Origin of the sequence: Pseudomonas sp. MF6755 (assembly GCF_016405635.1) — a bacterium.
In the GTDB taxonomy this organism is placed as follows: Bacteria; Pseudomonadota; Gammaproteobacteria; order Pseudomonadales; family Pseudomonadaceae; genus Aquipseudomonas; species Aquipseudomonas haemolytica.
In genome coordinates this window covers 60,469-86,166 of the sequence record NZ_JAEKDA010000020.1, presented here as the reverse complement: position 1 = coordinate 86,166, position 25,698 = coordinate 60,469, and the positions used below count along the sequence as shown (strand labels likewise).

Below are 25,698 nucleotides of genomic sequence, written 5' to 3'. Positions count from 1 at the left end.
GATAGACGGCTACTTGCAACGCTTCAAAGGCTTGCGTACAATCGCGCACCCTGAACTTCCTGGGCAGCACCTGCCTTACGCAATTGCATTCGGGACGTCCATCCCATGCAGCCATGCCAGCCAATACCTCTTCTTATAAAGCGCTGGGTGAGCAGGATTATCGGAGAAATACCATGTCGTACGCAGTAATTGTTACTGGTGGCAAGCAATACAAGGTCGCCCCAGGTGAATACCTGAAGATCGAAAAACTGGAAATCGCTACCGGCGAATCCGTTACTTTTGATCGCGTTCTGTTGGTCGCCAATGGCGATGACGTGAACATCGGCGCTCCAGTTGTTGCTGGCGCTACCGTTGTGGCTGAAGTGATCTCCCAAGGTCGTCACGATAAAGTCCGCATCATCAAGTTCCGTCGTCGTAAGCACCACATGAAGCGTATGGGCCACCGCCAGTGGTACACCGAGATCAAAATCACCGGTATTCAGGCTTAATTTCAGCCTAATTCCTCACTAGGAGAATTGACTCATGGCACACAAAAAAGCTGGTGGTAGTACCCGTAACGGTCGCGACTCAGAAGCCAAACGCCTTGGCGTTAAGATGTATGGCGGCCAGAAAATCATTCCGGGCAACATCATCGTGCGTCAGCGCGGCACCCAATTCCACGCCGGTTACGGTGTAGGCATGGGTAAAGATCACACCCTCTTCGCGAAAATCGAAGGCGTGATCAAGTTTGAAGTAAAGGGCGCGTTCAACCGCCGTTACGTGAGCGTTGTCGCAGCTTAATTGCGAGATCGCTGGAAAAGCCCTGTCTTGCGACGGGGCTTTTTCGTTTGTGGGGTGAGTCTCTTGCAAAGCTGTTTGTGATGGGCTCAAGCGCTGGTTGTGCGGTCGTTGATTGAGGTCGCTGCGCTCATTTTTGCAAGAGTCTTATGTCTTGGTTTCTTAAGCTCGTCCATGCGGCGAGAGGCGTTTTGTTATGAAGTTTGTTGATGAAGTTTCCATCCGAGTAAAAGCAGGCGATGGCGGTAACGGTTGCATGAGTTTCCGTCGCGAAAAATTCATCGAAAACGGTGGCCCAAACGGCGGTGACGGCGGTGACGGCGGTTCCATCTACATGATGGCCGACGAAAACCTCAACACCCTGGTCGACTACCGTTACACCCGGCACTTCGATGCCGAGCGTGGCTCCAACGGTGGCAGCACCGACTGCACCGGTAAAAAAGGTGAAGACCTGGTACTGCGCGTACCGGTCGGCACCACGATCATCGACTCCGCGACCCAGGAAGTGATTGGCGACCTGACCAAGGCCGGCCAGAAGCTGATGGTTGTGCAGGGCGGCTGGCACGGTCTGGGTAACACCCGATTCAAGTCCAGTACCAACCGTGCACCGCGCCAGACCACGCCGGGCAAGCCGGGCGAGCAGCGCGACCTGAAGCTGGAAATGAAAGTACTGGCAGACGTTGGCCTGCTGGGCCTGCCGAACGCCGGCAAAAGTACTTTCATCCGTTCGGTATCGGCCGCCAAGCCGAAAGTCGCCGACTACCCGTTCACCACCCTGGTGCCAAACCTGGGCGTGGTCAGCGTCGACCGTTGGAAGAGCTTCGTGGTCGCCGACATTCCCGGCCTGATCGAAGGCGCTTCCGACGGCGCAGGCCTGGGGATTCGCTTCCTCAAGCACTTGTCCCGCACCCGTTTGCTGTTGCACCTCGTTGACATGGCGCCGTTGGATGACACCAGTGCAGCGGACGCCGCCGAAGTGATCGTCAGCGAGCTGACCAAGTTCAGCCCGGCCCTGGCCGAGCGTGATCGCTGGCTGGTACTGAACAAGTGCGACCAGATCCTCGAGGAAGAGCACGAAGAGCGCGTCAAGGAAATCGTCGATCGCCTGGAGTGGGAAGGTCCGGTCTATGTGATTTCGGCCATTGCCAAAGAAGGCACTGAGCGCCTGACCCGCGACATCATGCGTTACCTGGAAGACCGCGCCGACCGCCTGGCGGCCGACCCGGTATTCAAGGCCGAGCTCGCCGAGCTCGACCAGCAGATCGAAGACGAAGCCCGCGCCCAGTTGCAGGCCCTGGACGACCAGCGCGCCCTGCGCCGCAGCGGCGTGAAATCGGTCCACGACATCGGCGACGATGACTGGGACGAAGAAGACGTGGATGATGAAGATGGCCCGGAAATCATTTACGTGCGCGACTGATCCGTTGCGATAAACTTGAACGCCGCTCCTTATAGAGCGGCGTTTTGGTATCCGGGTATAACGTTATGGGCGGCGCTGGGTCGCGCGGCCCTCACTTTAAGGTTGAAGATGATGCGGAGCAAAGTGACAGGTGCGCAGCGCTGGGTCGTAAAGATCGGAAGTGCGCTGCTGACGGCGGACGGCAAAGGTCTGGATCGCGCAGCCATGAGCGTCTGGGTCGAGCAGATGGTGGCCTTGCATGAAGCAGGTGTCGAGTTGGTGCTGGTGTCGTCCGGGGCCGTTGCCGCCGGTATGAGCCGCCTCGGCTGGACCGCGCGACCCAGCGCGATGCACGAACTGCAAGCCGCCGCCGCCATCGGTCAGATGGGCCTTGTGCAAGCCTGGGAGTCCAGCTTCGCCGAGCACGGCCGCCACACGGCGCAGATCCTGCTGACTCACGACGACCTGTCCGACCGCAAGCGCTACCTCAACGCCCGCAGCACCTTGCGCGCGCTGGTGGAGCTCAAGGTCATCCCGGTGATCAACGAAAACGATACGGTGGTCACCGATGAAATCCGTTTCGGTGACAACGATACTCTGGCCGCCCTGGTGGCCAACCTGGTCGAGGCCGACCTGCTGGTGATTCTCACCGACCGCGATGGCATGTTCGACGCTGACCCGCGCAACAACCCCGACGCCCAGTTGATCCACGAAGCCCGCGCCGATGACCCGGCGCTGGATGCAGTCGCCGGCAGTGTCGGCGGTGCCCTGGGCCGTGGTGGCATGCAGACCAAGCTGCGCGCTGCGCGCCTGGCTGCGCGTTCCGGCGCCCACACCATCATCGTGGGCGGGCGCCTGGAGCGTGTGCTGGATCGCCTCAAGGCCGGTGAGCGCATCGGTACGCTGCTATCACCGGAACGCGGCATGCTCGCGGCGCGCAAGCAATGGCTGGCCGGACACCTGCAAACCCGTGGCACCCTGGTGCTGGACGAGGGCGCGGTGTCGGCGTTGTCCCAAGGCAACAAGAGCTTGCTGCCGGTGGGCGTCAAGCTGGTGCAGGGCAGCTTTCGCCGTGGTGAGATGGTGGTGTGCGTCGCGCCGGACGGTCGTGAGATCGCCCGTGGCCTGGCCAACTACAGCGCTCTCGAGGCGCAGAAGATTATTGGACAATCGTCTGACGCCATTGTCGGACTCCTGGGCTATATGGCGGAACCGGAGCTGGTGCACCGCGATAACCTCATCCTGGTTTAAACGAAAGGAATACCCGATGCGTGTAATGAAGGGATTACTCGGCCTGTTATTGGTCATGCCACTGCTGGCCTCGGCCGAAGAAATCGCCCAGGTCTCGACGGTGTTCAAGTTTGTCGGCCCTAACGACCGGATTGTGGTCGAAGCGTTTGACGACCCCAAGGTCGATGGCGTGACCTGTTACCTGTCCCGCGCCAAGACCGGTGGTGTCAAAGGTGGCCTGGGCCTGGCCGAAGACCGCGCTGAAGCGTCGATTGCCTGCCGCCAGGTTGGCCCGATCCACTTCAAGGGCGAGCTCAAGGACGGTGACGAAGTATTCAAGGAGCGTACCTCGCTGGTGTTCAAGACCATGCAGGTGGTGCGCTTCCTTGACAAGAAGCGCAATACCCTGGTGTACCTGGTCTACAGCGACCGCCTGATCGAAGGCAGCCCGCAGAACGCGGTGACAGCGATCCCGATTTTGCCGTGGCCGACCGCTCAGTAACCCGCAGGCGCGTTTTGTCATCGGCGTCTATGATTGCAGCCTTGCGGGTTGTAAGCTCCAAAGGCTGCAATGCAAAGAACATGGGATATCTGGAGTTCGTCATGAGTGCTTTCCACGATCTGAAACTCAAAGCCTTGGACGGACAAGAGCTGCCACTGGCCCCCTTCAAGGGCCAGGTTGTACTGGTGGTCAATGTGGCGTCCAAATGTGGTTTGACCCCGCAATACGCGGCGTTGGAAAACCTCTACCAGCAGTACAAGGACCAGGGGTTCACGGTGCTCGGTTTACCGTGCAACCAGTTTGCAGGCCAGGAGCCGGGCAGCGAGGAAGAGATCCGCGAGTTCTGCAGCCTGAACTACGGTGTGACCTTCCCCCTGGGCAGCAAGCTGGAGGTGAACGGTCCGGATCGTCATCAGTTGTATCGCCTGCTGGCGGGCGAGGGCGCCGAATTTCCGGGTGATATCACCTGGAACTTCGAGAAATTCCTGTTGGGTAAGGATGGCCGGGTACTTGCGCGCTTTTCGCCACGTACGTCCCCGGACGACCCGACTATCATCCAGGCCATCGAAAAAGCCCTGAGCTGAAACATACCCACTGTAGGAGCGAGCTCGCTCGCGAAGATCGCCAACGATAACGCGATTATCCTGGTTTGACGCGTGTCCTTGAGTTCTTCGCGAGCAAGCTCGCTCCTACAGGTATTCGGCTGCATTTACCCCCTTAATCACCCAGATCAATAGTGCTATCAAGCACTACTCACTCCCCATATTATATTCGTCATAAATTCCTTCCCGGTGGAGTGCTCCATGCCTGTCCAAGCCTTGTTCAAACCGTTTCAACTGGGTGCACTGCAATTGTCCTCCCGCGTCGTCATGGCCCCGATGACCCGTTCGTTCTCCCCGGGTGGCGTACCCAACTCCCAAGTCATCGAGTACTACCGACGTCGTGCGGCTGCCGGTGTGGGCCTGATCATCACTGAAGGCACAGTGGTCGGTCATCAGGCTTCCAATGGCTACCCCAATGTCCCACATTTCTACGGTGAAGCCGCGCTGGCCGGCTGGAAGAAAGTGGTCGACGCCGTGCACGCCGAAGGCGGCAAGATTATTCCGCAGCTGTGGCATGTGGGCAGTGTGCGCCGTATTGGTACGGAGCCTGATGCCAGCGTTCCAGCCTACGGCCCGATGGAGAAGCTCAAGGACGGCAAGGTGGTCGTACACGGTATGACTGCCCAGGACATCAAGGACGTGATCAACGCCTTCGCCCAAGCCGCCAAGGACGCCCAGGCCATCGGCATGGACGGCGTGGAAATCCACGGCGCCCACGGTTATCTGGTAGACCAGTTCTTCTGGGAAGGCAGCAACCAGCGCACCGACGAATACGGCGGTAGCCTGGCCAACCGTTCGCGCTTTGCCATCGAGCTGATCCAGGCGACCCGCGCTGCGGTCGGCCCGGCGTTTCCGATTATCTTGCGTTTCTCCCAGTGGAAGCAGCAAGACTACACCGCGCGCCTGGTGCAAACCCCGGAGGCATTGGCTGAGTTTCTCAAGCCATTGGCTGACGCCGGCGTGGATATTTTCCACTGTTCCACCCGCCGTTTCTGGGAGCCGGAATTTGAAGGCTCCGACCTCAACCTGGCCGGTTGGACACGTCAACTTACCGGCAAGCCGACGATCACCGTGGGCAGCGTCGGCCTGGATGGCGAGTTCCTGCAGTTCATGGTCAACACCGACAAGGTCGCACAACCTGCCAGCCTGGAAAAGCTGCTGGAGCGCCTGAACAATGATGAGTTCGACCTGGTGGCGGTGGGCCGTGCGCTGCTGGTTGACCCGGATTGGGCGGTGAAGGTGCGCGAGGGGCGCGAGGGCGACATCTTGCCGTTCAGCCGTGAGGCGTTGACGACTCTGGTCTAAGGGGCCGGACTCCCTGTGATGATCACAGGGAGTTTTGTCGCTTTAGGGGTTAATACTCGGGTCGCTTATTCAGCTCTTTGTGGTGATCGGTCTTGAGTGTGTCTTTATGCCCAGGCTGACCGTAGGTTGGCGGCTCTGCACGCGCTTGATCCAGCCATTGCTGCTGGCGTGTCCATTCCGCGGTTGGCATGTTGACGCCATTACGTACACCCATTCCATAAGTTGGCATTGTTCAATATCTCCATTATTAAAAGGGCCTGCTTGGCCAGCAGGTATCAATGGTTGGCGTTCTGCGGCCAATGGTTCCCCTTTTAAATACCAGGCAAAACTTGAGTGGCCTGTAACAGGCTCGCCGCACGCTTCATATCATTGGCAGATTGTTCAGCGCACGTAAGATTGCGCTGGAAGGGCGAAACTCTCCCCGCATACACCGCGTAAGTGATGCTCGAATTGCTCGATAATCGCTGCCCAGCCTTGGCGACTGGCATGTTGGCGCGCATTCAGGCGCATGCGCCGCAAGCTCTCTGTTTCCTCCAGCAGCCAATTGGCGGCGTCGCAAAAGGCATCTTCATCCCCAGGCATCGCCAGCACGCCGTTGTAGCCATGGCGAATATGCTGGGCTGCAGCCGCCTGGTCGTAGGCCACGACGCCCAGCCCCGAGGCCATGGCTTCCAGTACCACGTTGCCGAAGGTTTCTGTCAGGCTGGGGAACAGGAACACATCGCCGGACGCGTAGTGCCGCGCCAGTTCTTCACCGCGCAAGGCACCGCAGAAAATCGCTTCGGGGAGTTCTTTTTCCAGCATCGCCCGTTGTGGCCCATCACCGACGATGATCAGTTTCATCTGGCGCGTTGGGTAACGGTCCTGCAACGTCTCGAAGCAGCGTTTGAGCAGGCCGAGGTTCTTTTCCTGGGCCAACCGCCCTACATGCAGCACCGCGATTTGTTCATTGTTCAATGCCCAGCTTTCCCGCAACGCGTTGTCGCGTTTGGCAGGGTGAAACAATTGACTGTCGACGCCCCGTGACAACATCCCCAGGCGCTCGAAATGCCGGCGCCCCAGCTCCAGGCGCTGACTGGCGCTTGGCACCAGGGTCAGGCTCGAACGGTTATGAAACCAGCGCAGGTAATGGGTGACCATGCGGCTCAGCAGGCTCAAGCCATACTGGTTCGAATACTGCTGGAAATTGGTGTGAAAGCCGCTGACAACACTGATGCCCAGGCGTCGTGCTGCGCGTAGGGCGGATAGGCCCAAGGGGCCTTCCGTGGCGATATACAACACATCCGGGCGCTGTCGGGCCCAGCGCCTGAGTAATTTGTGCATCGACGATTGCCCCCATTGCAGCCCTGGGTAACCCGGTAGTGGCCAGCCGCGACACAGCAGCAATTGATCGTCACTCGACCGGCTCTGGTCAGCGCCCTGGCGGGGGCGCACCAGTTCGACCTGGTGACCACGCGAGCGCAAACCCTCGCACAGGCGGCCGAGGGTATTGGCCACCCCGTTGATTTCCGGCGGGAAGGTTTCAGTAATCAGGGCGATGTGAAGCGAAGCTCTCGTCATGACCCACAGTGTCACCGTGGGCCATGTCGTCATTGTGTCAGTGGGATGATGGATTTATGACGTGGCCACCGCTTGCCCCGCCATCGCCTCGGCGCCTTGCTCCCGCACCCAGAACAGCGTCGCCCCGGCCACTGCCGCCGGCATCATCAACAGATTGACCACCGGCACCAGCAGCATCAGGTAGACGATGCCGCCGAAGCTCAGGCTCTGCCAGCGTTTCTGGCGCAGCCAGGCGAGCATTTCGTTCCAGCCCAGCTTGTGGTTATCCGCCGGGTAGTCAATGTATTGGATCGCCATCATCCATACGCCAAATAGCAACCACAGCGGCGCCGCGATCAGGTTGACCACCGGGATGAACGACAGGATGAACAGGCCGATGGCGCGTGGCAGGAAGTAACCCAGCTTGCGCATTTCCCGGGCCAGGGTACGCGGGACCATTGCTGCCAGCTCACTCCAGCTGAACGGCGGGAAGTCATCGGTGCCCCGCACCACCACTTCAACTTTCTCGGCGAGAAAGCCATTGAACGGTGCGGCGATAATGTTAGCGAGCATGGTGAAGGTGAAAAACACCATCAGCACCACTAGCACGACAAACAGTGGCCACAACAGGTAATTCAAAAAGCCTAGCCAGTTGGGCAGCGTCGGCATCAAACTATCGACCCACAGGCTGAACTGATGGCCGGCGAAATAGATCAACCCGACGAACAACACCAGGTTGATCGCCAGCGGCAGCAATACAAACAGACGCAGGCCAGGGCTCAACACCAGTTTGAGGCCTTCACGCAGGTATTGCGGGCCGGAAAGAGCAGGGGCAGGCATGGAGAACTCCGAGCAGGATGGCGAACGCGCCGACCTTACCGACTTTGCCCACGATGTGAAAGCGCGGGCCGGCAGGCGACATCCGGGGTTACAAAGCGTCGATTAATCTAGTCAGAATCATAGAGCTCACCTATGAGCTGGATTGTTAATGCGTATTTCCTTAATCTTGCCCCCCTCGATACGCTGCACCCATTATTTTTCAGGACCTGGCGAGTTAAAGCCTTCCCCAAGTGCTTCGCGGTCCTTTTTTATTCCAGCCGCCCTGTGGTCCGGGCGGTCGATAGGAGTGAGTCATGTCTGATACCCGTCATTCCCGAGTGATTATTCTCGGTTCCGGCCCTGCCGGTTACAGCGCGGCTGTCTACGCTGCCCGGGCCAATCTCAAGCCGCTGCTGATTACTGGCATGCAGGCGGGCGGTCAGTTGACCACCACGACTGAAGTCGACAACTGGCCGGGTGATGTTCATGGCCTGACCGGCCCGGTGTTGATGGAGCGTATGAAAGAGCACGCCGAGCGCTTTGAAACCGAGATCGTTTTCGACCATATCAACAAAGTCGATTTCTCGAAAAAGCCTTATAGCCTGACCGGCGACAGCGGTGTGTACACCTGTGACGCGCTGATCATCGCCACGGGTGCCAGCGCGCGTTACCTGGGCCTGCCGTCGGAAGAAGCGTTCATGGGCAAAGGCGTTTCCGCCTGCGCGACCTGCGACGGTTTCTTCTACCGCAACAAGCCGGTCGCCGTGGTCGGCGGCGGCAACACCGCGGTGGAAGAGGCGCTGTACCTGGCCAACATCGCCAGCACCGTGACCCTGGTTCACCGCCGCGAGACTTTCCGCGCCGAGAAGATCCTGATCGACAAGCTGCATGCCCGTGTGGCTGAAGGCAAGATCATCCTCAAGCTCAACGCCACCCTGGACGAAGTCCTGGGCGACAACATGGGCGTGACCGGTGCTCGCCTGAAAAACAACGACGGCAGCTTCGACGAGCTGAAAGTCGACGGCGTATTCATCGCGATCGGCCACACCCCGAACACTTCGCTGTTCGAAGGCGTGCTGGAAGCCAAAGACGGCTACCTGGTCGTGCAAGGCGGCCGTGAAGGCAATGCCACCGCGACCAACATCGAAGGGATCTTCGCTGCCGGTGACGTGGCTGACCACGTCTACCGCCAGGCCATCACCTCGGCCGGCGCCGGCTGCATGGCGGCCCTGGATGCCGAGCGTTACCTCGATGGGTTGAAGGACGCTTCGTTCTGAACCCGTTGAAATGAAAAAAAACCGGCTGAGAGGCCGGTTTTTTATGCACTGGATTTAATGATCAATGCAATACAAGTGTGGGAGCGGGCTTGCTCGCGAAAGCGGAGTGTCAGGCACTGAATCTGGCTCTGATACACCGCTTTCGCGAGCAAGCCCGCTCCCACATTTTGATTGGTGTTTGACTCAGGACTGGCGGCTCAGGGGCTGCGCAGCAAATTTCACCCCTGCCAACCCATGGGCAATCAGCGCCCGAATATTGCCATGGTCACTGCCCTCAGGCGTCGCCACCACCGAACGGTAATGCTCACCAAACGCCAGCAACGCTTCCTGGTCGTTCAACCCTTCCAGCAACGCCAATCCCAGCGTCTTGCACGAACCTTCATTTTGCCCGGCAGCATTTTCCACCGTGCCATTGGTGAAAGCCTGTGGCTGGTAGTCGTAACCGGCCGCGATAAAGGCCAGGGTATCGGCAAAGACGTGTTCGCCGCTGTTGAGGCTGGCGCGCAGTGTATTCAAATCAGTCATGGGGTTTTCCTTTGGCAAACGCCGCCTGTTGGTCGGCATTGGCTTCTTGCTGGTACTGGGCTTTCCATTCGGCGTACGGCATGCCGTACACCACTTCACGGGCATCATCGAGGCTGACCTCGATCTGGCGTTCGTCGGCCTCGGCCTTGTACCACTTGGACAAGCAGTTACGGCAAAAGCCGGCGAGATTCATCAGGTCGATATTCTGCACATCCTTGCGGCTGTCCAGGTGGGCTACCAGGCGGCGGAAGGCGGCGGCTTCGAGTTCGAGGCGTTGTTGATCGTTCATAGGGCTCACTGCAGATTCAGGGGTTAGCGGCTGGCGGCCAGGGTAATCGAAACCGACTCGGCAAACCGCAGCGCATGGGGCTTATCCACTTCGACCTCGGCGTACAGCACCGATTCGTTGCTCATCACCAGGTCGAGCAATTCCTGGGTAAGGCGCTCCAGCAGGGCGAAGCGGTTGGCTTCCACATGGGCGATGATCGCCTTGGTGATGGTGCGGTAGTTCAGGGCATGGTCGATATCGTTGTCGCGCACGGCTTCCTGGGCGGCATACAGGATGGTCAGGTTGATCAGCACATCCTGCTTGTTGAGGATTTCGTCCTCGTTGATGCCGATAAAGGTGCGCAGGCACAGGTCCTTGACCCGGATACGCGCCATGCCTGGTTGAAGTTGTGGCATTGTTACTTGCTCCGTCCAATCAGTTGCAGGAACTCCATGCGCGTGGTGTTCGAGTCGCGGAAGGCGCCGAGCATCACTGAGGTGTTCATGGTTGAATTCTGTTTTTCCACGCCGCGCATCATCATGCACATGTGCCTGGCTTCGATCACCACGGCTACGCCCGCAGCCTGGGTGACGTCCTGGATGGCGTCGGCGATCTGGCGCGTGAGGTTTTCCTGGATCTGCAGGCGCCGGGCGAACATGTCGACGATGCGCGCCAGTTTCGACAGGCCCAGCACCTTGCCGGTCGGAATATAGGCTACATGCGCCTTGCCGATAAAGGGCAGCAAGTGGTGCTCGCACAGCGAGTACAGCTCGATGTCCTTGAGAATCACCATTTCGTCATTATCGGAAGCGAACAGCGCGCCGTTGACGATTTCTTCCAGGTTCTGCCCGTAGCCATGACACAGGTACTGCATGGCCTTGGCGGCGCGCTTGGGCGTATTGAGCAGGCCCTCGCGCTGCGGGTCTTCGCCCAGGCCCTTGAGGATTTCGCGGTAGTGGTGGGGCAGGGATAAGGTCATACAACATCCTCACAAACGGCTTACTTGATATGCCGCCCGCCGTTGACGGTCAGGGTGGTACCGGTGACATAGGGGTTGTCCAGCAGGTAACGCACGCTCTGGTAGATCACCTCGGGCCCGGGCTCGATGCCCAGCGCCGACTTGGCCAGCACCTTGGCGCGATAGGCCGCGTCATCGCCCTCATTGAACATCACCATCGCTGCAGCGATGCCGTTGACCTTGATCAGCGGCGCGAACTGCGCGGCAAACGACAACGTGAGGCTGTCGAGCCCGGCCTTGGTGGCGCAGTAGGCGATGTGTTGGCGGCTGCCCTTGCGCACCACGTCATCGCTGATATGCACGATGTCGGCAGGTGTCGAGCGTTGCAGCAAGGGTGAACAATGCAGGTTGATCAGGTACGGCGCAAGCATGTGCACGCTGAACATGTCGACAAACGCGCGGCTTTCGTCACCCGGCGTTTCCGCGACCCAGGCCGAGGCGTTGTGGATGATCGCGCGCAGGCTTTGGGTATGGCTGTGCAGTTCGGCAATGAAGGCAAGAATCCCGGCTTCGCTGGAGAAGTCGGCGAACACGCCGATGGCCCCCCGATCACGCAGGGCCTGCACGCCTGGGCGTTCGCTGCGATAGCTGAAAATTACCGAGTGGCCCTCGTCCAACAGGCGCTCGGCGCAATGCAGGCCGACACGCTGGCCGGCACCGGTGATCAGTATCGGTGCGTTGGTTGCAATCATGGGAGGCTCAAGTCGCTGGCAGGCTGAAACTATACCAGCGACCTGGCCCCCTGTGCTCAAGCGGCGGCTTCGGTGACCTTGCGAGGTGGCGAGGGGTGCAGCCAGTTCGCCAGCAGGTGCGTCGACAGCGGAATAAAGATGTAAACCATCAAGGGTGTCAGGGCGGCGGTACTGACCAGTACACGGCTGAACAAGTCCAGCTCATTGAGCAGCGGCCCCAGGCCGAAGTTGAACAGCAATGACACCGGGAAAAACGCCAGCCAGATCGCCACTGCCTGTTTCCAGCGTGGCGGGCGTGCACCCACGGCACCAAACCAGCCATCAATGCCGCTCACACGGTGCTCGGATGGGTCGGCAAACAGCTCGCTGCCACGGCTCAGCCAGGCACTGCGCGAGGCTGAAAACTCCCAGGCATGCAGGGTTTTTTCATCGGCGAAGCGGAAGATGATCTGGAATTCATCGTCATGGGGCGGCGGGGCCAACACGCCGGACCCCAGGTACCCAGGGAAGTCAGTGGCCAATTGCTCGCCTTCGCGCAGCCAGGCCATCAGTTCTTCGTAACGACCTTTGGCCATGCGGCGCGCAACCATCAAGGTTACGGGTGAGGTAGACATCGTGTATCTCCAAGTAATCAGGTGCGCTGGGCCGGGTAAGCGGCGCACGAACGAAGCTGCGGGGGTGTTGCAGCGACGTAGAAAAAGCAGGCAAGGATTATTCCTGTTTTACCGAAATACACCAGAGACTTCGGATGGATCGCCGTGGATCTTGAATCATGCAGTCTAATCGGCGTTAAATAGGATCCAAATTTATATGGATATTTCTGACCGCTGATGTCTGAAATCATTGCTCCGCTTCGTGAAACGACACTCGACAGTCCCGCTGATTCCGAGGTGCTGTTACCGATTCGTGAAGTAGCAAGGCTCACGGGTGTAAACCCGGTGACGTTACGTGCCTGGGAGCGTCGCTACGGTTTGATCCAGCCCGTTCGCACTGAAAGTGGGCATCGCCTGTATTCACGCACCGATATCGATACCGTGCATCGCATTCTCGACTGGATCGAACGCGGGGTGGCAGTGAGCAAAGTGGGCAAGATCCTGGCGCGCGATCAACTGCCCAGCGCACTGGCCACGCCATCACGCAGCGATACCGAGCTGGAATGGCGCCAATGGCAGGCGCAATTGCGGCTGGCTATCAGCGCTTTTGATGATCGGGAGCTGGACCAACTTTACGGCCAGATCTTCAGCGTCTACTCAACGACAGTGGTATTTCAAGACATTTTGATGCCGCTATGGCAACAACTGTTACGTCACCACGGTAGCTTTGGCCAGGCCAGCGAGTGGCTTTTCTTCGACAGCTTCCTGCGCTCGCGCATCGCACGCTGCCTGCAACTGGCCTGTGCCACGCCGGCGCCAAGGGTGTTATTGGTCGCCATCGCCGGAGAGTGCCGCGAGTTGGAGCTGTTAGTTGCAGGCTTATTGATGTCGAGCGACAAGCTCGCAGTAAAGGTTCTGGGTATTGGTCAACCGCTCGATGAATTGACGCTGATCTGCGAGCGGACCCGGCCGCAGGCTCTGGTCCTGTTTTCCAACCACTCCCCTGGAGCAGAACTGCCGTCACGGCTCAACCGCCTGGCATTCACGCTCAATTGCCCGTTGCTGCTGGCTGGAGATGCATCGGACCTGGCAGAACAAAGCCTGTCGGGCTCGTCGATTGGATGCCTGGGCAATGATGGACGGTTGATGCCACGCCGCTTGCAGCAGTTTCTCAGCGGCGGCCTGGATACCTGATCTCAGGCATGTACGTTGGGATGGACCAGGCGGTGCTGGTGCAGGATGAACTGGCGCAGGCGCTCGATCTCATCGGCATCACTCTGGCTCAGGCGATAGGCGAACAGGCCTCGAGCGGTTTCCCGCTCCAGCGCGCCGCGCAGCGCAATGCGTTCGTAGCCCGAAGGGCTGAACCACAAGGAAAAGGTCTTCGGCGGTTTGGCCCGACCACGCACTTCTATCAGCACACCTTTGAATGACACTTCGTGTACCCAAAATGCGCTGGGATAGCCCTTGACGTTTTCCAGCGCAACCGGTGTTTCCAGGGCCAGGCGCCACGGGCGGATCATCGGCCCGTCTTCGAAAATGCTCGGCACGCCCAGGCGCAAATGCACGGCATGAAACTCATCTTCCACCAAGCGCAGGGGGAAAGTGAGTTGCTGGTTGTCGAACTGCGCCTGAATGGTGACCTGGTCGTGAGCGGCCAGCCGCGTGAGCAAATCGCGAATCTGCGCACCGCCATTAACCGTCAGGCTCGACCATGCATCCCGCAGGTTGAGCTGCGGGTTGTGCTGCATGTCCTGGATAAAATCCAGTTCGTCCTGCGTCAATAGCGTGTCGCGGTGCATTGATCTGGCTCAAGGCTTAGGCATTAAAAAGCCATTATCGCTCTAAAGACCGCGCTTTTTACAGTTTGTTGATTCCACTCGTCGCCTTGAGTACAGCGAGTTCGGCTTTAAGCTCGGCTAATTGGGCTTCCAGCTGTGCGACGCGCTGCTGCGCCTTGACTTGGGTGGTGACGTCTTTTTGCACTGCGACGAAATACGTCTGCTTGTCGGCCTCGTTGTACACCGTCGAAAGCGATAGCTCGTTCCAGAAGGGTGTGCCGTCCTTACGGTAGTTGCGCAGGATCTCCTGGCACGCGTCACCGCTGTCGAGGGCTTCACGAATGGCCATCAGGGCCGGCTGGTCGCGATCGCCTGATTGCAGGAAACGGCAGTCCTGATACAGGATCTCGTCCAAGGTGTAGCCGGTCAGCCGTTCGAAGGCCGGGTTAACGTAGATCAGCGGTTTGTCCTTGCCTTCGCGTTCGGCAACGACGATCCCATCGTTGGAAGCATTGACGACCATTTGCAGCAGCTTGGCGTTAATCATTGAGCGGTCCATGGCGTTTCTTTCATGTCGCAAGTTTATGGCATGTCTTGAATATTGCGCGGTGCACACTGAAATATTGGCACAGGCTGCTAATATCCCAGGCTTTCACTCAACTACAGGATCAGATTGATGAAAGTCGCCATCCTTTCCGGCTCGGTCTACGGCACGGCTGAAGAAGTCGCTCGCCACGCTGAAAAAATTCTAAAAGAAGCCGGTTTTGACGCCTGGCATAACGCTCGCGCCAGTTTGGCGGACGTGCAGGCGTTTGCCCCTGATGCTTTCCTGGCGGTGACCTCGACCACCGGCATGGGCGAGCTGCCCGACAATCTGCAAGCGCTGTACTCGAACATTCGCGACCAACTGCCTGCCGCCTGGCGTGGCCTGCCTGGGGCGGTGATCGGCCTGGGCGACGCCAGCTACGGCGATACGTTCTGCGGCGGTGGCGAGCAGATGCGCGAGTTGTTCGCTGAGTTGGGCGTACGCGAAGTGCTGCCGATGCTGCGCCTGGACGCCAGCGAAAGCGTGACCCCGGAAACCGACGCCGAGCCGTGGCTGGCCGAGTTGGTCACTGCACTGCGCGGTTGACCGGAAACTCCCGCAGTAATGCCAGCCAGGCCTGGGCGGCCTTCGACAGATAGGCGCCCTGGCGCCAGATAAAGGCTATGTCCCAGCGTAGGTAGTCCGGCGCCTTGAGCGTCAGGCGCACCACGCCCGGTCGCACCAGCCCCCGGGCGACGACGCTGGGCAACAGCACCACGCCTTGGCCGGCGGCCACCAGGGCGACGAGAAAGTCCGCCTGGCCGCTGCGCCCGATTTCCTTCGGGGTGAAGCCCACTTGCTGACAGGCTTGCAATAGCCGGTCGTTCAATACAAAGCTGCGTTGGTACATCAGGAACGGCGTGTCGGCCAATTCCTCCAGGCGTACTTGGGCATTTTCCGCCAGGGGATGGTCCATCGGTAGCAACGCATCCAGCGGTTCATCGCAGAACGCTTGCCAGGCAAAGGCCGGGTCGCTGGGCATCAGGCTGCCACCCACGTCCAGTTCGCCATTGAGAATCGCCTGCTCGATCGTGCGACTGCCGCCTTCGAGCAACTGGATCGTAACCTTTGGGTAGCGCCTGCGGTACTCGGCAAACAGCCCGGCGAACAGGGTATCGCCTGCCAGTAGCGGCAAGCCCAGGCGCAGTTCGCCACGGGCCAGGTGCTGCATATCATCCAGCTCGCTGAGCAGTTCGCCCTGCAGACGCAGCATGGCCTCGGCACGCTGCAGCACCACTGCGCCGGCAGCGGTCAGGCGTACCTGTGATCCGGTGCGCTCAAGCAGTGGGGTGCCGAGGCTCTGCTCCAGCTGCGCCACCTGTTTACTGACCGCAGATTGGCTGATGTGCAAGGTTATACCGGCTTGGGTAAAACCACCGCGGTGAATGACCTCGACGAAGCTGCGCAGCTGTTTGAATTCCATATCCGTGATTCCAGTTTGGAATGGCTTGCAGTCTAACAATTCGCTGGGGGTATGGGGTCGGCCTCTTTAAAATGAGTGCCTGCGGAGGAACCAAAGCCCATGAAACACTTCACCTTCAAACACGTGGCCCGCCTGCTGGCCGAACTGCTCGTGCTACTGGCCATCTATCAACTTGGTTGCCAATTGGTGGTAGGGTTCGCCTGGCCGATCCCCGGTGGCGTGGTGGGCCTGGGCCTGTTGCTGGCAGCGTTTGCCAGCGGGCTGGTCAAGCCGGCCACCCTGCAATTAGGCGCCGGGGTGTTGATGGCCGAGATGCTGCTGTTCTTTATCCCGGCCTTGATGAGCCTGCTCGATTACGGCGGCCTGATGCGCAATGACGGCTGGCGCATCTTGCTGGTGATTGGCTTGAGCACGCTTTCGGTGATGCTGGTGACCGCATTCACTGTGGAAATGGTCTGCCGCTGGAGGGTGCGACATGAAGCTTGAGCTGATGCCGGTGTTCTGGCTCGTGCTGACACTGGGCGCTTACCTCTTCAGCCGCTGGGTCTATGCGCGTACTGGGCGCTATCTGTTGTCGCCATTGATCCTGGTACCGGCGCTGCTGTTGGCGGTGGCGGTACCAATGAACACTGCCTACGCCGAATACGCCGCCGATACCCACTGGCTGATGCTGGTGCTGGGGCCGGTCACCGTGGCATTTGCCGTGCCGATCTGGCAACAGCGGCGCTTGCTGGCGCGTCACTGGTCGGCATTAGTGCTGGGCATGGTGGCGGGTAGCGTGGCGTCCATAGGCACCTCGTTCGGCCTGGCCAAGGCGCTGGCGCTGGACAGTTCGGTAACCCTGTCGCTGGTGCCGCGCTCGATCACAACACCGTTTGCCATGCCGGTGTCATCCGACCTGGGAGGCGTACCGGAACTCACCGCCGTATTCGTGATGTTCACCGGGGTGTTCGGCGCCATGCTCGGCGGCGTGCTACTTAAATGGTTGCCGCTGCGTACACCCTTGGCGCGCGGCGCCTTGTTTGGCGTGGGTGCCCATGGGGCGGGCGTCAGCCGGGCGCGGGAAGTGGGCGGTGAGGAGGGGTCGGTGGCAGGCTTGGTGATGGTACTGACGGGGCTGCTCAACCTGTTCGCTGCGCCATTATTGACTGCACTTCTCTGACACGAATTTGTACTATCCTCATGGCTGACTCGCTCAGTCATCAAGCTGGCTGCGAAGGCAACTACTTCCGCCTCGGCGTCTGACTAGACTGGCTCTCACTTTCGACACTATAAGAAGTGCGCCCAGGAGGTCATTGCCGTGAGCCTAGCCCCCGCTTTATCGCCACAGAATGTCAAAGCCCAGGTCAGTGCTGCCGAATGGCAGACCCGCGTCGACCTGGCGGCCTGTTATCGCCTGGTGGCGATGCACGGTTGGGACGACCTGATCTTCACGCATATTTCCGCCAAGGTACCGGGGACTGAGGATTTCCTGATCAACCCCTATGGGCTGATGTTCCACGAGATCACCGCCTCGAGCCTGGTCAAGGTCGACCAGGCTGGCAACAAACAGATGGACAGCCCCTACGAGATCAACCCTGCGGGCTATACCATCCACAGCGCCATCCACGAAGTACGCCATGACGTGACGTGTGTGCTGCACACCCATACCGCTGCGGGTGTGGCGGTTTCTGCGCAAAAACAGGGTGTGTTGCCCATCAGCCAGCAATCGCTGTTTGTGCTGTCCAGCCTTGGCTATCACGCCTATGAAGGCGTAGCGCTGAACCACGAGGAAAAGGCTCGCCTGCAGGCCGACTTGGGCGAGAACAACTTCCTGATGCTGCATAACCACGGGCTGCTGACCTGCGCCAATAGCATCGCCGACACCTTCCTGATGATGTTCACCTTCCAGCGCGCCTGTGATATCCAGGTACTGGCACAGAACGGCGCAACCGAGTTGATTGCCATCCATCCGCACATCCTGTCCGGCGCCAAGGCAATGGTGGCTGCTGTCACAAAGAGCGCCCAAGGTATGGGGGGCGCGCTGGCCTGGCCGGCGCTGCTACGCAAACTGGACAACCAGGATCCCGGGTATAAAAACTGATGCCACTCGCCGAGATACCGCTCAGAGCCTGGCGCAAACGCGGCCAGGACTTCGTCTTCCGTGGCCATGCCCTGCGCTATTGGGTAGCCGGGCAGGGCGAGCCTTTGCTGTTGATCCATGGTTTCCCCACCGCCAGCTGGGATTGGCATTACCTGTGGCAACCCTTGGCTCAGCGCAACTTGGTGATCGCCTGCGACATGCTCGGTTTTGGTGATTCGGCCAAGCCCCTGAATCATGACTATTGCCTGCTGGAGCAAGCCGACCTGCAACAGGCGCTGCTTGAGCACCTGCGTGTGGAGCGGCCGGTGCACGTATTGGCCCATGACTACGGCGACAGCGTCGCCCAGGAATTACTGGCCCGGCATTACGAGGGCCGGTTCCAGATGGCCAGCTGCGTGTTCCTTAACGGCGGGCTGTTCCCGGAAACCCATCGCCCGACGCTGGTGCAAAAATTGTTGCTCAGCCCCGTGGGCTGGATGATCGGTCGGGCCTTCGGGCGCAGTGCCTTGGCCAGCAGTTTCAACCAGATTTTCGGCCCCCAGACGCGCGCCAGTGAAAGTGCCCTGGATGATTTCTGGAGCTTGATCAGTGGCAATGACGGCCCGCGCATCCTGCATAAGCTGATCGCTTACATTCCCCAACGGCGTCGCCTGCGTGAGCGCTGGGTGGCGGCCATGCAACGCACCGATGTGCCGTTGCGGGTGATCGACGGCGAGGTGGACCCGATTTCTGGTGCTCATATGGTCGAGCGCTATCGCCAGTTGGTGCCTCACGCGGACACCGTATTGCTGGCTAATATCGGCCATTACCCGCAGATCGAAGCGCCGGTACAGGTGCTCAAGCATTACCAGGCGTTTCGTGATCGTATCGGTCATCCGTTCCCGCGGGCGGCCTATTCCTGAGCGTCAGGGCATCATCCTGATGCCTTATCGAGCACCATTCAGCCCTTGCCGTCTTTATTGTGACCAAAGGCCCTGTGCGTGACACTCTGCCCATTCCCATAGTCGCCAGCGGAGTTCGGTATGAGTGAGTCAGTGCAGTTCCAGGATAAGGTCGTGATCGTCACCGGTGCCGGTGGTGGCTTGGGCCGGGCCCATGCGCTGCTGTTCGCCAAGCACGGCGCCAAAGTATTGGTTAATGATCTTGGCGGCTCAACCCAAGGCGAGGGCGCAAATGCCTCGGCGGCCGACCGGGTGGTAGCAGAGATTAGAGCGGCGGGCGGCCTTGCCGAAGCCAATCATGATTCGGTCACCGACGGCGACAAGATTGTACAGAACGCCCTGGACGCATTCGGCCGCATCGACGTGGTCGTCAACAACGCCGGAATCCTGCGCGACAAGACCTTCCACAAGATGGACGACAGTGACTGGGACCTGGTTTACCGGGTGCATGTCGAAGGCGCCTACAAGGTAACCCGCGCCGCCTGGCCCCATCTGCGCGAGCAGGGTTACGGCCGGGTGATTTTCACCGCGTCCACCTCGGGCATCTACGGCAATTTCGGTCAGTCCAACTACGGCATGGCCAAGTTGGGCCTGTATGGTTTGACCCGCACCCTGGCGCTGGAAGGGCGCAAGAACAACATCCTGGTCAACGCCATTGCGCCCACGGGCGGCACGCGCATGACCGAAGGGCTGATCCCGCCGCAGGTGTTCGAGCGGCTCAAGCCGGAACTGGTCAGCCCATTGGTGGTGTACCTGGGCAGCGATGCTTGCCAGGAAACATCGGGGTTATTTGAAGTCGGGGGTGGCTGGATCGGCAAGACCCGTTGGGAGCGCAGCCTGGGCGTGGGTTTTGATCCCGAAGCCGGCTTCTCACCTGATGATGTGGCCGCGCATTGGCAGCAGATCTGCGATTTCGAAGGGGCCGCGCACCCCAAGGACAATATCGAGGCATTGAAGGAAATGATGGCCAACTTGCAGAAGTTCAGCCTCTGATCATTGCCAGAAAAACAGTGAATCCCGCGGGGCGACAATGACGCTCCGTTTTTATGCCGGCATAAAAAAGGCCGCTGCATAGGCAGCGGCCGAAGTAAGACGTTGGATCAAGGAGCAACAAATCAACGTCAGTGAACACCGGGAACAGAATGAATACAGGATCAATCTGTTGAAATTCAGCTTTTCTCCCGAAAGGGGAGCGGGCCGTTTGCCCTGAAAGCCAAGTAAGAATAGTCGGTTGTAACAAAATGAGTAATAGCAATTCAGGACAAGGACTGTTACAGAATTGACAATAGTCGGGTGCGCGCCTTTTGCTCAGGGCAGAGTGCCCGTCAGGCGTAGAACGCCTGGCGGTATTCGCCAGGCGTGGCGCCCATGGCTTGGCGAAAGCGCTGGTTGAAATGGCTGGCGCTGGAAAAGCCGCACATCAAGGCCACTTCGCCCATCGGCAGTGCGCTGCCGCGCAGCAGGCTTTGCGCGCGTGCCAGCCGCCGTGCCAACAGGTATTGATGGGGCGGCACGCCGAAGCTTTGCCGGAACATCCGGGCAAAATGGTATTCCGACAGGGCGCACATCGCGGCCAACTGGCCGAGGCTGATGGGGTCTTCCAGGTGATGGTCGATGTACTCCACGAGCAACCGCCGCTGGTGCGCCGCCAACCCGCCTTTCCAGCGCAAGCCTTCGCGAGCGCCGACTTGGCTGAGCAAGGTATGGCTGAGCATTTCATGGGCCAGGCTGCTGGTCAGCAGGCGCTCGCCGGGCTCGTGCCAGTTGAGGCCGACCAATTGGTGAAAACGCCGGGCCTGGCGGGCGTCTTCGAGGAAGGTGCTCTCGCGCAATTGCAGTTCCCGCGGCTCGCGGTCGAGCAGGGTGATACAGCCGAGGGCAAATTGTTCCGGGCTGAAATACACGTGGGCCAGGCGAATCTCGCCATTGATCACCCAGGCCGACTGATGCTCGGCTGGCAGGATGCACAGCTTGTCGGGGCCGCCCTTGGTGCCCGGTTGATCACGGCGAAAGGTGCCGGTGCCGCCGCCGATATAGCACGACAACGTGTGATGGCTGGGCGCCTGGTAATCCTGGGCGTCGTGGTGGTTGCTCCACACGGCCGCAGACAAGCCGTCACCGAGCTCGGCGCAGGCTTCCAGGCGTGCGTGGGGCGAACGGTTGAGGGATTGAAAGACTTGCAGGGATTCCAGCTCGGGCATGGTGTGTTCTCCGACGCCTTGCATCCTACTCTCCGAGGCTCGCGCTGTGAGCCCATCGCCGGACAAAAGCGCAAGAATATGCAAGAACCTTTCAAGGGTTGAAGGCAACACTGTGGCTCAATCGATGGAGCCCGCTATGAACCTTTTCCTGTATTTACTCACGGTGCTGATTTGGGGCACCACCTGGATCGCGCTCAAATGGCAGTTGGGCGTGGTAGAAATTCCGGTGTCGATTGTGTATCGCTTCGGCTTGGCTGCGCTGGTGCTGTTCGTGCTGTTGCTGCTGAGCCGCAAGTTACAGGTGATGAACCGACGCGGACATCTGATTTGCCTGGCTCAGGGCCTGTGCCTGTTCTGCGTCAACTTCATGTGTTTTCTCACCGCCAGCCAGTGGATACCCAGCGGCTTGGTGGCGGTGGTGTTCTCCACGGCGACTTTGTGGAACGCACTGAATGCCCGTGTGTTCTTCGGCCAGCGGGTTGCACGTAACGTGTTGATGGGCGGCGCACTTGGGTTGCTGGGCCTGGGCTTTTTGTTCTGGCCGGAACTGGTTGGGCATACCGCCAGCCCGCAGACGTTGTTGGGCCTGGGCCTGGCGTTGCTGGGAACCCTGTGCTTCTCGGCGGGCAATATGCTCTCGAGCCTGCAACAAAAGGCCGGGCTCAAGCCGTTGACCACCAATGCCTGGGGCATGGCCTATGGCGCGGCGATGTTGGCGACCTATTGCGCCGTGCGCGGTATTCCGTTCGAGATGGATTGGAGTGCGCGGTATATCGGTGCGCTGTGGTACCTGGTGATCCCGGGCTCGGTGATTGGTTTTACTGCGTACCTCACCTTGGTCGGCCGCATGGGGCCGGAAAAGGCAGCGTATTGCACCGTTTTGTTCCCCGTGGTGGCGTTGAATGTGTCGGCGTTCGCCGAGGGCTACCAGTGGACTGCGCCGGCGTTGGTGGGGCTGGTGCTGGTGATGTTGGGGAATGTCTTGGTGTTTCGTAGGCCCAAGCCGGTAACCCCTGTGTTCCATGCGAAACAAATCTAATGTGGGAGGGGGCTTGCTCCCGATGGCGGTGGGTCAGTCAACCTCAATGCTTGCTGGGCCGCCGCCTTCGCGAGCAAGCCCCCTCCCACATTTGACCTATTTCAGGCCCAGGCGCTTGGCCATGCGCCCAAGGTTGGCGCGGTCCAGGCCCAGTTCGCGGGCAGCGCCGGCCCAGTTGTGCTGATGGCGTTCCAGGCAGGCGCTGATGACCTGGCGCTGATAGTGCTCGGTGGCCTGGCGCAGGTCGCCAGTGGCCATGGGCACCGTTTCGATCGGTACTTCGATCACCGCTGCTGTGACGTCGGGCAAGTCCAGGTCGTGGGCGCTCAGGCTCAGAATCTTCGGGCGTTCGAGACAGTTACCCAGTGCCTTCAATGCACTGCGGCCGATTAGATGTTCCAGCTCGCGCACGTTGCCCGGCCAGTTGTAGGCCAACAACGCCGCCTGGGCGTCGCCGGTCAGGCGCAGGCTGCCCAGGCCCATGCGCGAACGGTTCTGTTCGAGGAAGAAGCCTGCCAATAGCAGCACATCACGCCCGCGCTCCCGCAGAGCCGGCACTTGCAGCGGGTACACGCTCAAACGGTGGTAGAAGTCGGCACGATAGCGGCCATTGCGCACCTCTTCGGCCAAGTCGCGGTTGGTCGCGGCGATCAGGCGCACGTCCACCTGGTGCTCCTTGTCCGAGCCCAGTCTCTGCAACTGGCCGCTTTGCAGCACGCGCAGCAGCTTGGCCTGCACGGTCAACGACAACTCACCCACTTCATCCAGGAACAAAGTGCCGCCATTGGCCAATTCGAACTTGCCGCGACGCTCGTTCAGCGCGCCGGTAAAGGCACCGCGCACATGGCCGAAGAGCTCGCTTTCCACCAGGGTTTCGGGCAGTGCGGCGCAGTTGAGGCTGATCATCGGTTTGTCGGCGCGGGAGGACGCCGCGTGGATCGCCTGGGCCACCAGTTCCTTGCCGACCCCGGTTTCGCCGGTGATCAGCACGGTGAGGTCGCTGCCACCCACCAGTTTGATTTCGTCAACCAGGCGCTTGTGTGCCTTGCTCTGGCCGATCATTTCCTTGTGCTGCTGGCCGCTGGCCTGACGATAGATTTCGGCGCGTTGATGCTCATCTTCAGCCCGCAAGGCAAGGCGTTCGATGCGCTCAGCCACATTGACCGTGGCCGCGGCGAGGCTGGCAAAGGCTTGCAGGGCGTCCAGTTCTACCCGTTCAAAGCGCTCGGTGTCGAGGGCATCCAGGGTCAACAGCCCCCAGGGTTGATCGTCGATAAACAGCGGGCAGCCCATGCAGTCGTGGACTTCCAGATGGCCGTGCAAACCTGCGACCAGGCCGTCATAGGGGTCAGGCAATTGGCTGTCGCTGTCGAAGCGGGTAGGGCCGGGGCTGCTCAGCAGTATTTCAAAGCGCGGGTGTTCGCTGACCTTGAAGCGTCGGCCCAAGGTGTCGGGGCTCAAACCATCCACGGCCAGCGGCACCAGCCACTCACCCTCCAGGCGCAGCAGCGCGGCGGCGTCACAGGGCAGCAGGGCGCGCATGGCTTGCAGCAGGCGTCGGTAGCGCTCGCCTTCGGGCAATTCCCGGGACAGGTCGGCGACCAGCGGCAGTAAGGTAGTGAGCAGTGGTTTTGCAGTCATAATGACTCCTTGTAGTCCTTGTGACTATAAAGTGTAGGGAGTCATACTGACTACTTTATATTTAAGTCGTTGAAATATAAGAATTTATAAGTTGGCACGATTGCTGAGTACTCAAAGGTAATCAGTAAAAAGACCTGGAGTCTCCCATGCTAAGTGCCCAAGACCGTGCAATCGTCAAATCCACTGTGCCCCTGCTGGAAAGCGGCGGCGAAGCGTTGATCACCCATTTCTATCGCATGATGCTTTCTGAATATCCCGAAGTACGTCCGCTATTCAATCAGGCTCACCAGTCCAGTGGCGACCAGCCCCGCGCTCTGGCCAACGGGGTGCTGATGTACGCGCGGCATATCGACCAGTTGGATCAATTGGGCGACCTGGTGGCCAAGATCATCAATAAGCATGTGGCCTTGCAGATCCTTCCCGAGCATTACCCTATCGTTGGTGCCTGCCTGCTACGGGCTATTTCCGAAGTGTTGGGCAGCGAGATTGCCACTCCAGAGGTGATCAGTGCCTGGGGCAAGGCATACGGCCAACTGGCGGATATTTTGATCGGTGCCGAAGCGGCCATCTACGAAGAAAAAGCCCAGGCGCCTGGCGGCTGGCGCGGTGCGCGGCCGTTCCTGCTGGTCAAGCGCGTGGAGGAGAGCGACGAAATCATCTCCTTCTATTTCGCCCCAGTGGATAACGGCCCGATCCTTGCCTCCCAGCCTGGCCAGTACATCGGCCTGAAGCTGGAGCTCGATGGCGAAGAAGTGCGTCGCAACTATTCCTTGTCGGCCCTCACCGATACCGGCATGTACCGCATCAGCGTAAAGCGCGAAGCCGGTGGGCGGGTGTCCAACTACCTGCATGACCAGATGCACGTCGGCGCCACTGTCGACCTGTTTCCACCTTCGGGCGAGTTCATCCTGCAAGCCAGTGATAAACCGCTGGTGCTGATCAGTGGCGGGGTGGGCATTACGCCTACCCTGCCGATGCTCGAAGCAGCGCTGGCGACCAAACGCCCGGTGCACTTTATCCACTGCGCCCGCAATGGCGGGGTGCATGCGTTCCGTGACTGGGTGGACACCCTGGCGACCCAGCATCCGCAGCTCAAGCGCTTCTATTGCTATGCGGAGGAGGACGGTATCAGCCCGGCGGCGGACAAGGTCGGGATACTGAGCCAGGAGCAACTGGCGGCCTGGTTGCCCGAGGAGCGTGACATTGATGCGTACTTCCTGGGGCCCAAGGGTTTCATGGCGGCGATCAAGCGCTATCTCAACGCGTTGGGTGTACCGCAGAAGCAGGCGCGCTATGAGTTCTTCGGCCCGGCTGCGGCCTTGGAGTAACCCTCAGTCACCACGCTGTACAAAATGTGGGAGGGGGCTTGCTCCCACATTTGTCCTGTATTTCTGCTGATTAATCCCACGTTAACCCCTCTCTGTTTAAACCACTGCCTGTGTGTAAAATTGTTGCCA

The 25,698-nt window shown here is 59.8% G+C and carries 31 protein-coding genes; 17 read left to right on the top strand and 14 right to left on the bottom strand.

Annotated features, from left to right (window positions below):
- The first annotated feature begins 173 nt into the window (after positions 1-173).
- The 7 genes from rplU to JFT66_RS24420 all read left to right on the top strand — a co-directional run bounded on the left by rplU (position 174) and on the right by JFT66_RS24420 (position 5,815).
- Positions 174-488, top strand: a complete 315-nt coding sequence (gene rplU / locus JFT66_RS24450) for a 50S ribosomal protein L21 (protein WP_003176051.1) — start codon at positions 174-176, stop codon at positions 486-488.
- Between the two features lie 34 nt (positions 489-522).
- Complete coding sequence (rpmA, locus tag JFT66_RS24445) at positions 523-780, top strand: 50S ribosomal protein L27 (RefSeq protein ID WP_003176049.1); 258 nt, start codon at positions 523-525, stop codon at positions 778-780.
- 193 nt (positions 781-973) lie between these two features.
- Complete coding sequence (gene cgtA / locus JFT66_RS24440) at positions 974-2,197, top strand: Obg family GTPase CgtA (RefSeq protein ID WP_005791308.1); 1,224 nt, start codon at positions 974-976, stop codon at positions 2,195-2,197.
- A 111-nt stretch (positions 2,198-2,308) separates the two neighbouring features.
- The gene (gene proB / locus JFT66_RS24435) at positions 2,309-3,427 is read left to right on the top strand and encodes a glutamate 5-kinase (RefSeq protein ID WP_034115954.1); all 1,119 of its coding nucleotides are present in this window, start codon (positions 2,309-2,311) and stop codon (positions 3,425-3,427) included.
- 16 nt (positions 3,428-3,443) lie between these two features.
- Complete coding sequence (locus JFT66_RS24430; protein WP_034115953.1) at positions 3,444-3,908, top strand: CreA family protein; 465 nt, start codon at positions 3,444-3,446, stop codon at positions 3,906-3,908.
- A 101-nt stretch (positions 3,909-4,009) separates the two neighbouring features.
- A complete protein-coding gene (locus JFT66_RS24425; RefSeq protein WP_034115952.1) occupies positions 4,010-4,492 on the top strand; it encodes a glutathione peroxidase in 483 nt (160 codons plus the stop codon).
- Between the two features lie 219 nt (positions 4,493-4,711).
- Positions 4,712-5,815, top strand: coding sequence for an NADH:flavin oxidoreductase (locus JFT66_RS24420; RefSeq protein WP_153839168.1), 1,104 nt, complete (start codon positions 4,712-4,714; stop codon positions 5,813-5,815).
- 49 nt (positions 5,816-5,864) lie between these two features.
- On the opposite strand, the gene JFT66_RS24415 is transcribed toward JFT66_RS24420, so the two are convergent.
- The 3 genes from JFT66_RS24415 to cysZ all read right to left on the bottom strand — a co-directional run bounded on the left by JFT66_RS24415 (position 5,865) and on the right by cysZ (position 8,194).
- Positions 5,865-6,044, bottom strand: coding sequence for a hypothetical protein (locus JFT66_RS24415; RefSeq protein WP_034115950.1), 180 nt, complete (start codon positions 6,042-6,044; stop codon positions 5,865-5,867).
- Positions 6,045-6,196: 152 nt separating this feature from the next.
- Positions 6,197-7,375, bottom strand: coding sequence for a glycosyltransferase family 4 protein (locus JFT66_RS24410; protein ID WP_198860340.1), 1,179 nt, complete (start codon positions 7,373-7,375; stop codon positions 6,197-6,199).
- A 54-nt stretch (positions 7,376-7,429) separates the two neighbouring features.
- Positions 7,430-8,194 (bottom strand): sulfate transporter CysZ, encoded by a 765-nt coding sequence (cysZ, locus tag JFT66_RS24405; RefSeq protein ID WP_198860339.1) that lies wholly within the window; start codon positions 8,192-8,194, stop codon positions 7,430-7,432.
- 293 nt (positions 8,195-8,487) lie between these two features.
- Here cysZ and trxB point away from each other — a divergent pair, with 293 nt between their 5' ends.
- The gene (trxB, locus tag JFT66_RS24400; protein ID WP_003194076.1) at positions 8,488-9,450 is read left to right on the top strand and encodes a thioredoxin-disulfide reductase; all 963 of its coding nucleotides are present in this window, start codon (positions 8,488-8,490) and stop codon (positions 9,448-9,450) included.
- Between the two features lie 183 nt (positions 9,451-9,633).
- On the opposite strand, the gene JFT66_RS24395 is transcribed toward trxB, so the two are convergent.
- From JFT66_RS24395 to JFT66_RS24370, 6 genes are read right to left on the bottom strand one after another with little or no spacing between them, the layout of a single operon-like run.
- Positions 9,634-9,975, bottom strand: a complete 342-nt coding sequence (locus tag JFT66_RS24395) for a HopJ type III effector protein (protein ID WP_034115947.1) — start codon at positions 9,973-9,975, stop codon at positions 9,634-9,636.
- Positions 9,968-10,264, bottom strand: coding sequence for a DUF1244 domain-containing protein (locus JFT66_RS24390; RefSeq protein ID WP_032879544.1), 297 nt, complete (start codon positions 10,262-10,264; stop codon positions 9,968-9,970). The genes JFT66_RS24395 and JFT66_RS24390 overlap by 8 nt, the downstream gene beginning before the upstream one ends.
- Positions 10,265-10,287: 23 nt before the next feature.
- Entirely contained in the window at positions 10,288-10,659 is a 372-nt protein-coding gene (gene folX / locus JFT66_RS24385; RefSeq protein WP_034115946.1) for a dihydroneopterin triphosphate 2'-epimerase, read from the bottom strand.
- A gap of 2 nt (positions 10,660-10,661) precedes the next feature.
- Positions 10,662-11,222 carry a GTP cyclohydrolase I FolE gene (gene folE, locus JFT66_RS24380; RefSeq protein ID WP_034115945.1) on the bottom strand — a complete coding sequence of 187 codons (561 nt, stop codon included), beginning with the start codon at positions 11,220-11,222 and terminating at the stop codon, positions 10,662-10,664.
- A 20-nt stretch (positions 11,223-11,242) separates the two neighbouring features.
- The gene (gene folM, locus JFT66_RS24375; RefSeq protein WP_034115944.1) at positions 11,243-11,953 is read right to left on the bottom strand and encodes a dihydromonapterin reductase; all 711 of its coding nucleotides are present in this window, start codon (positions 11,951-11,953) and stop codon (positions 11,243-11,245) included.
- Positions 11,954-12,009: 56 nt separating this feature from the next.
- A complete protein-coding gene (locus tag JFT66_RS24370) occupies positions 12,010-12,567 on the bottom strand; it encodes an antibiotic biosynthesis monooxygenase (protein ID WP_034115943.1) in 558 nt (185 codons plus the stop codon).
- Positions 12,568-12,783: 216 nt separating this feature from the next.
- Here JFT66_RS24370 and JFT66_RS24365 point away from each other — a divergent pair, with 216 nt between their 5' ends.
- Positions 12,784-13,740 (top strand): MerR family transcriptional regulator, encoded by a 957-nt coding sequence (locus JFT66_RS24365; protein WP_198860338.1) that lies wholly within the window; start codon positions 12,784-12,786, stop codon positions 13,738-13,740.
- Between the two features lie 2 nt (positions 13,741-13,742).
- Here the strand turns inward: JFT66_RS24365 and JFT66_RS24360 are convergent, their stop codons facing one another.
- Positions 13,743-14,348, bottom strand: a complete 606-nt coding sequence (locus tag JFT66_RS24360) for a hypothetical protein (RefSeq protein WP_198860337.1) — start codon at positions 14,346-14,348, stop codon at positions 13,743-13,745.
- A 58-nt stretch (positions 14,349-14,406) separates the two neighbouring features.
- Positions 14,407-14,874 carry a PAS domain-containing protein gene (locus tag JFT66_RS24355; RefSeq protein WP_034116006.1) on the bottom strand — a complete coding sequence of 156 codons (468 nt, stop codon included), beginning with the start codon at positions 14,872-14,874 and terminating at the stop codon, positions 14,407-14,409.
- Positions 14,875-15,003: 129 nt separating this feature from the next.
- Between JFT66_RS24355 and JFT66_RS24350 the strand changes: the two genes are divergently transcribed.
- Positions 15,004-15,459, top strand: a complete 456-nt coding sequence (locus JFT66_RS24350) for a flavodoxin (protein ID WP_034115940.1) — start codon at positions 15,004-15,006, stop codon at positions 15,457-15,459.
- On the opposite strand, the gene JFT66_RS24345 is transcribed toward JFT66_RS24350, so the two are convergent.
- Positions 15,440-16,336 carry a LysR family transcriptional regulator gene (locus tag JFT66_RS24345; protein ID WP_198860336.1) on the bottom strand — a complete coding sequence of 299 codons (897 nt, stop codon included), beginning with the start codon at positions 16,334-16,336 and terminating at the stop codon, positions 15,440-15,442. The genes JFT66_RS24350 and JFT66_RS24345 overlap by 20 nt on opposite strands.
- Before the next feature lie 99 nt (positions 16,337-16,435).
- On the opposite strand from JFT66_RS24345, the gene JFT66_RS24340 reads away from it, so the two are divergent.
- The 5 genes from JFT66_RS24340 to JFT66_RS24320 all read left to right on the top strand — a co-directional run bounded on the left by JFT66_RS24340 (position 16,436) and on the right by JFT66_RS24320 (position 20,353).
- On the top strand, positions 16,436-16,822 hold the full coding sequence (locus tag JFT66_RS24340; RefSeq protein ID WP_198860335.1) for a CidA/LrgA family protein: 387 nt from the start codon (positions 16,436-16,438) through the stop codon (positions 16,820-16,822).
- On the top strand, positions 16,812-17,498 hold the full coding sequence (locus tag JFT66_RS24335; RefSeq protein WP_034115937.1) for an LrgB family protein: 687 nt from the start codon (positions 16,812-16,814) through the stop codon (positions 17,496-17,498). Before JFT66_RS24340 ends, JFT66_RS24335 begins: the two co-directional genes overlap by 11 nt.
- A 138-nt stretch (positions 17,499-17,636) precedes the next feature.
- Positions 17,637-18,419, top strand: a complete 783-nt coding sequence (locus tag JFT66_RS24330; protein WP_198809862.1) for a class II aldolase/adducin family protein — start codon at positions 17,637-17,639, stop codon at positions 18,417-18,419.
- Positions 18,419-19,321, top strand: coding sequence for an alpha/beta fold hydrolase (locus tag JFT66_RS24325; RefSeq protein WP_153872403.1), 903 nt, complete (start codon positions 18,419-18,421; stop codon positions 19,319-19,321). Before JFT66_RS24330 ends, JFT66_RS24325 begins: the two co-directional genes overlap by 1 nt.
- A 120-nt stretch (positions 19,322-19,441) precedes the next feature.
- Positions 19,442-20,353, top strand: coding sequence for an SDR family oxidoreductase (locus JFT66_RS24320; protein WP_034115934.1), 912 nt, complete (start codon positions 19,442-19,444; stop codon positions 20,351-20,353).
- A 332-nt stretch (positions 20,354-20,685) separates the two neighbouring features.
- Here the strand turns inward: JFT66_RS24320 and JFT66_RS24315 are convergent, their stop codons facing one another.
- Positions 20,686-21,561, bottom strand: coding sequence for a helix-turn-helix domain-containing protein (locus JFT66_RS24315; protein ID WP_153839210.1), 876 nt, complete (start codon positions 21,559-21,561; stop codon positions 20,686-20,688).
- Positions 21,562-21,697: 136 nt separating this feature from the next.
- On the opposite strand from JFT66_RS24315, the gene JFT66_RS24310 reads away from it, so the two are divergent.
- Positions 21,698-22,600, top strand: coding sequence for a DMT family transporter (locus tag JFT66_RS24310; protein ID WP_034115933.1), 903 nt, complete (start codon positions 21,698-21,700; stop codon positions 22,598-22,600).
- Between the two features lie 96 nt (positions 22,601-22,696).
- On the opposite strand, the gene norR is transcribed toward JFT66_RS24310, so the two are convergent.
- The gene (gene norR, locus JFT66_RS24305) at positions 22,697-24,241 is read right to left on the bottom strand and encodes a nitric oxide reductase transcriptional regulator NorR (protein ID WP_198860334.1); all 1,545 of its coding nucleotides are present in this window, start codon (positions 24,239-24,241) and stop codon (positions 22,697-22,699) included.
- A gap of 146 nt (positions 24,242-24,387) precedes the next feature.
- On the opposite strand from norR, the gene hmpA reads away from it, so the two are divergent.
- The gene (gene hmpA, locus JFT66_RS24300; RefSeq protein ID WP_198860333.1) at positions 24,388-25,569 is read left to right on the top strand and encodes an NO-inducible flavohemoprotein; all 1,182 of its coding nucleotides are present in this window, start codon (positions 24,388-24,390) and stop codon (positions 25,567-25,569) included.
- The last annotated feature ends 129 nt before the right edge of the window (positions 25,570-25,698 follow it).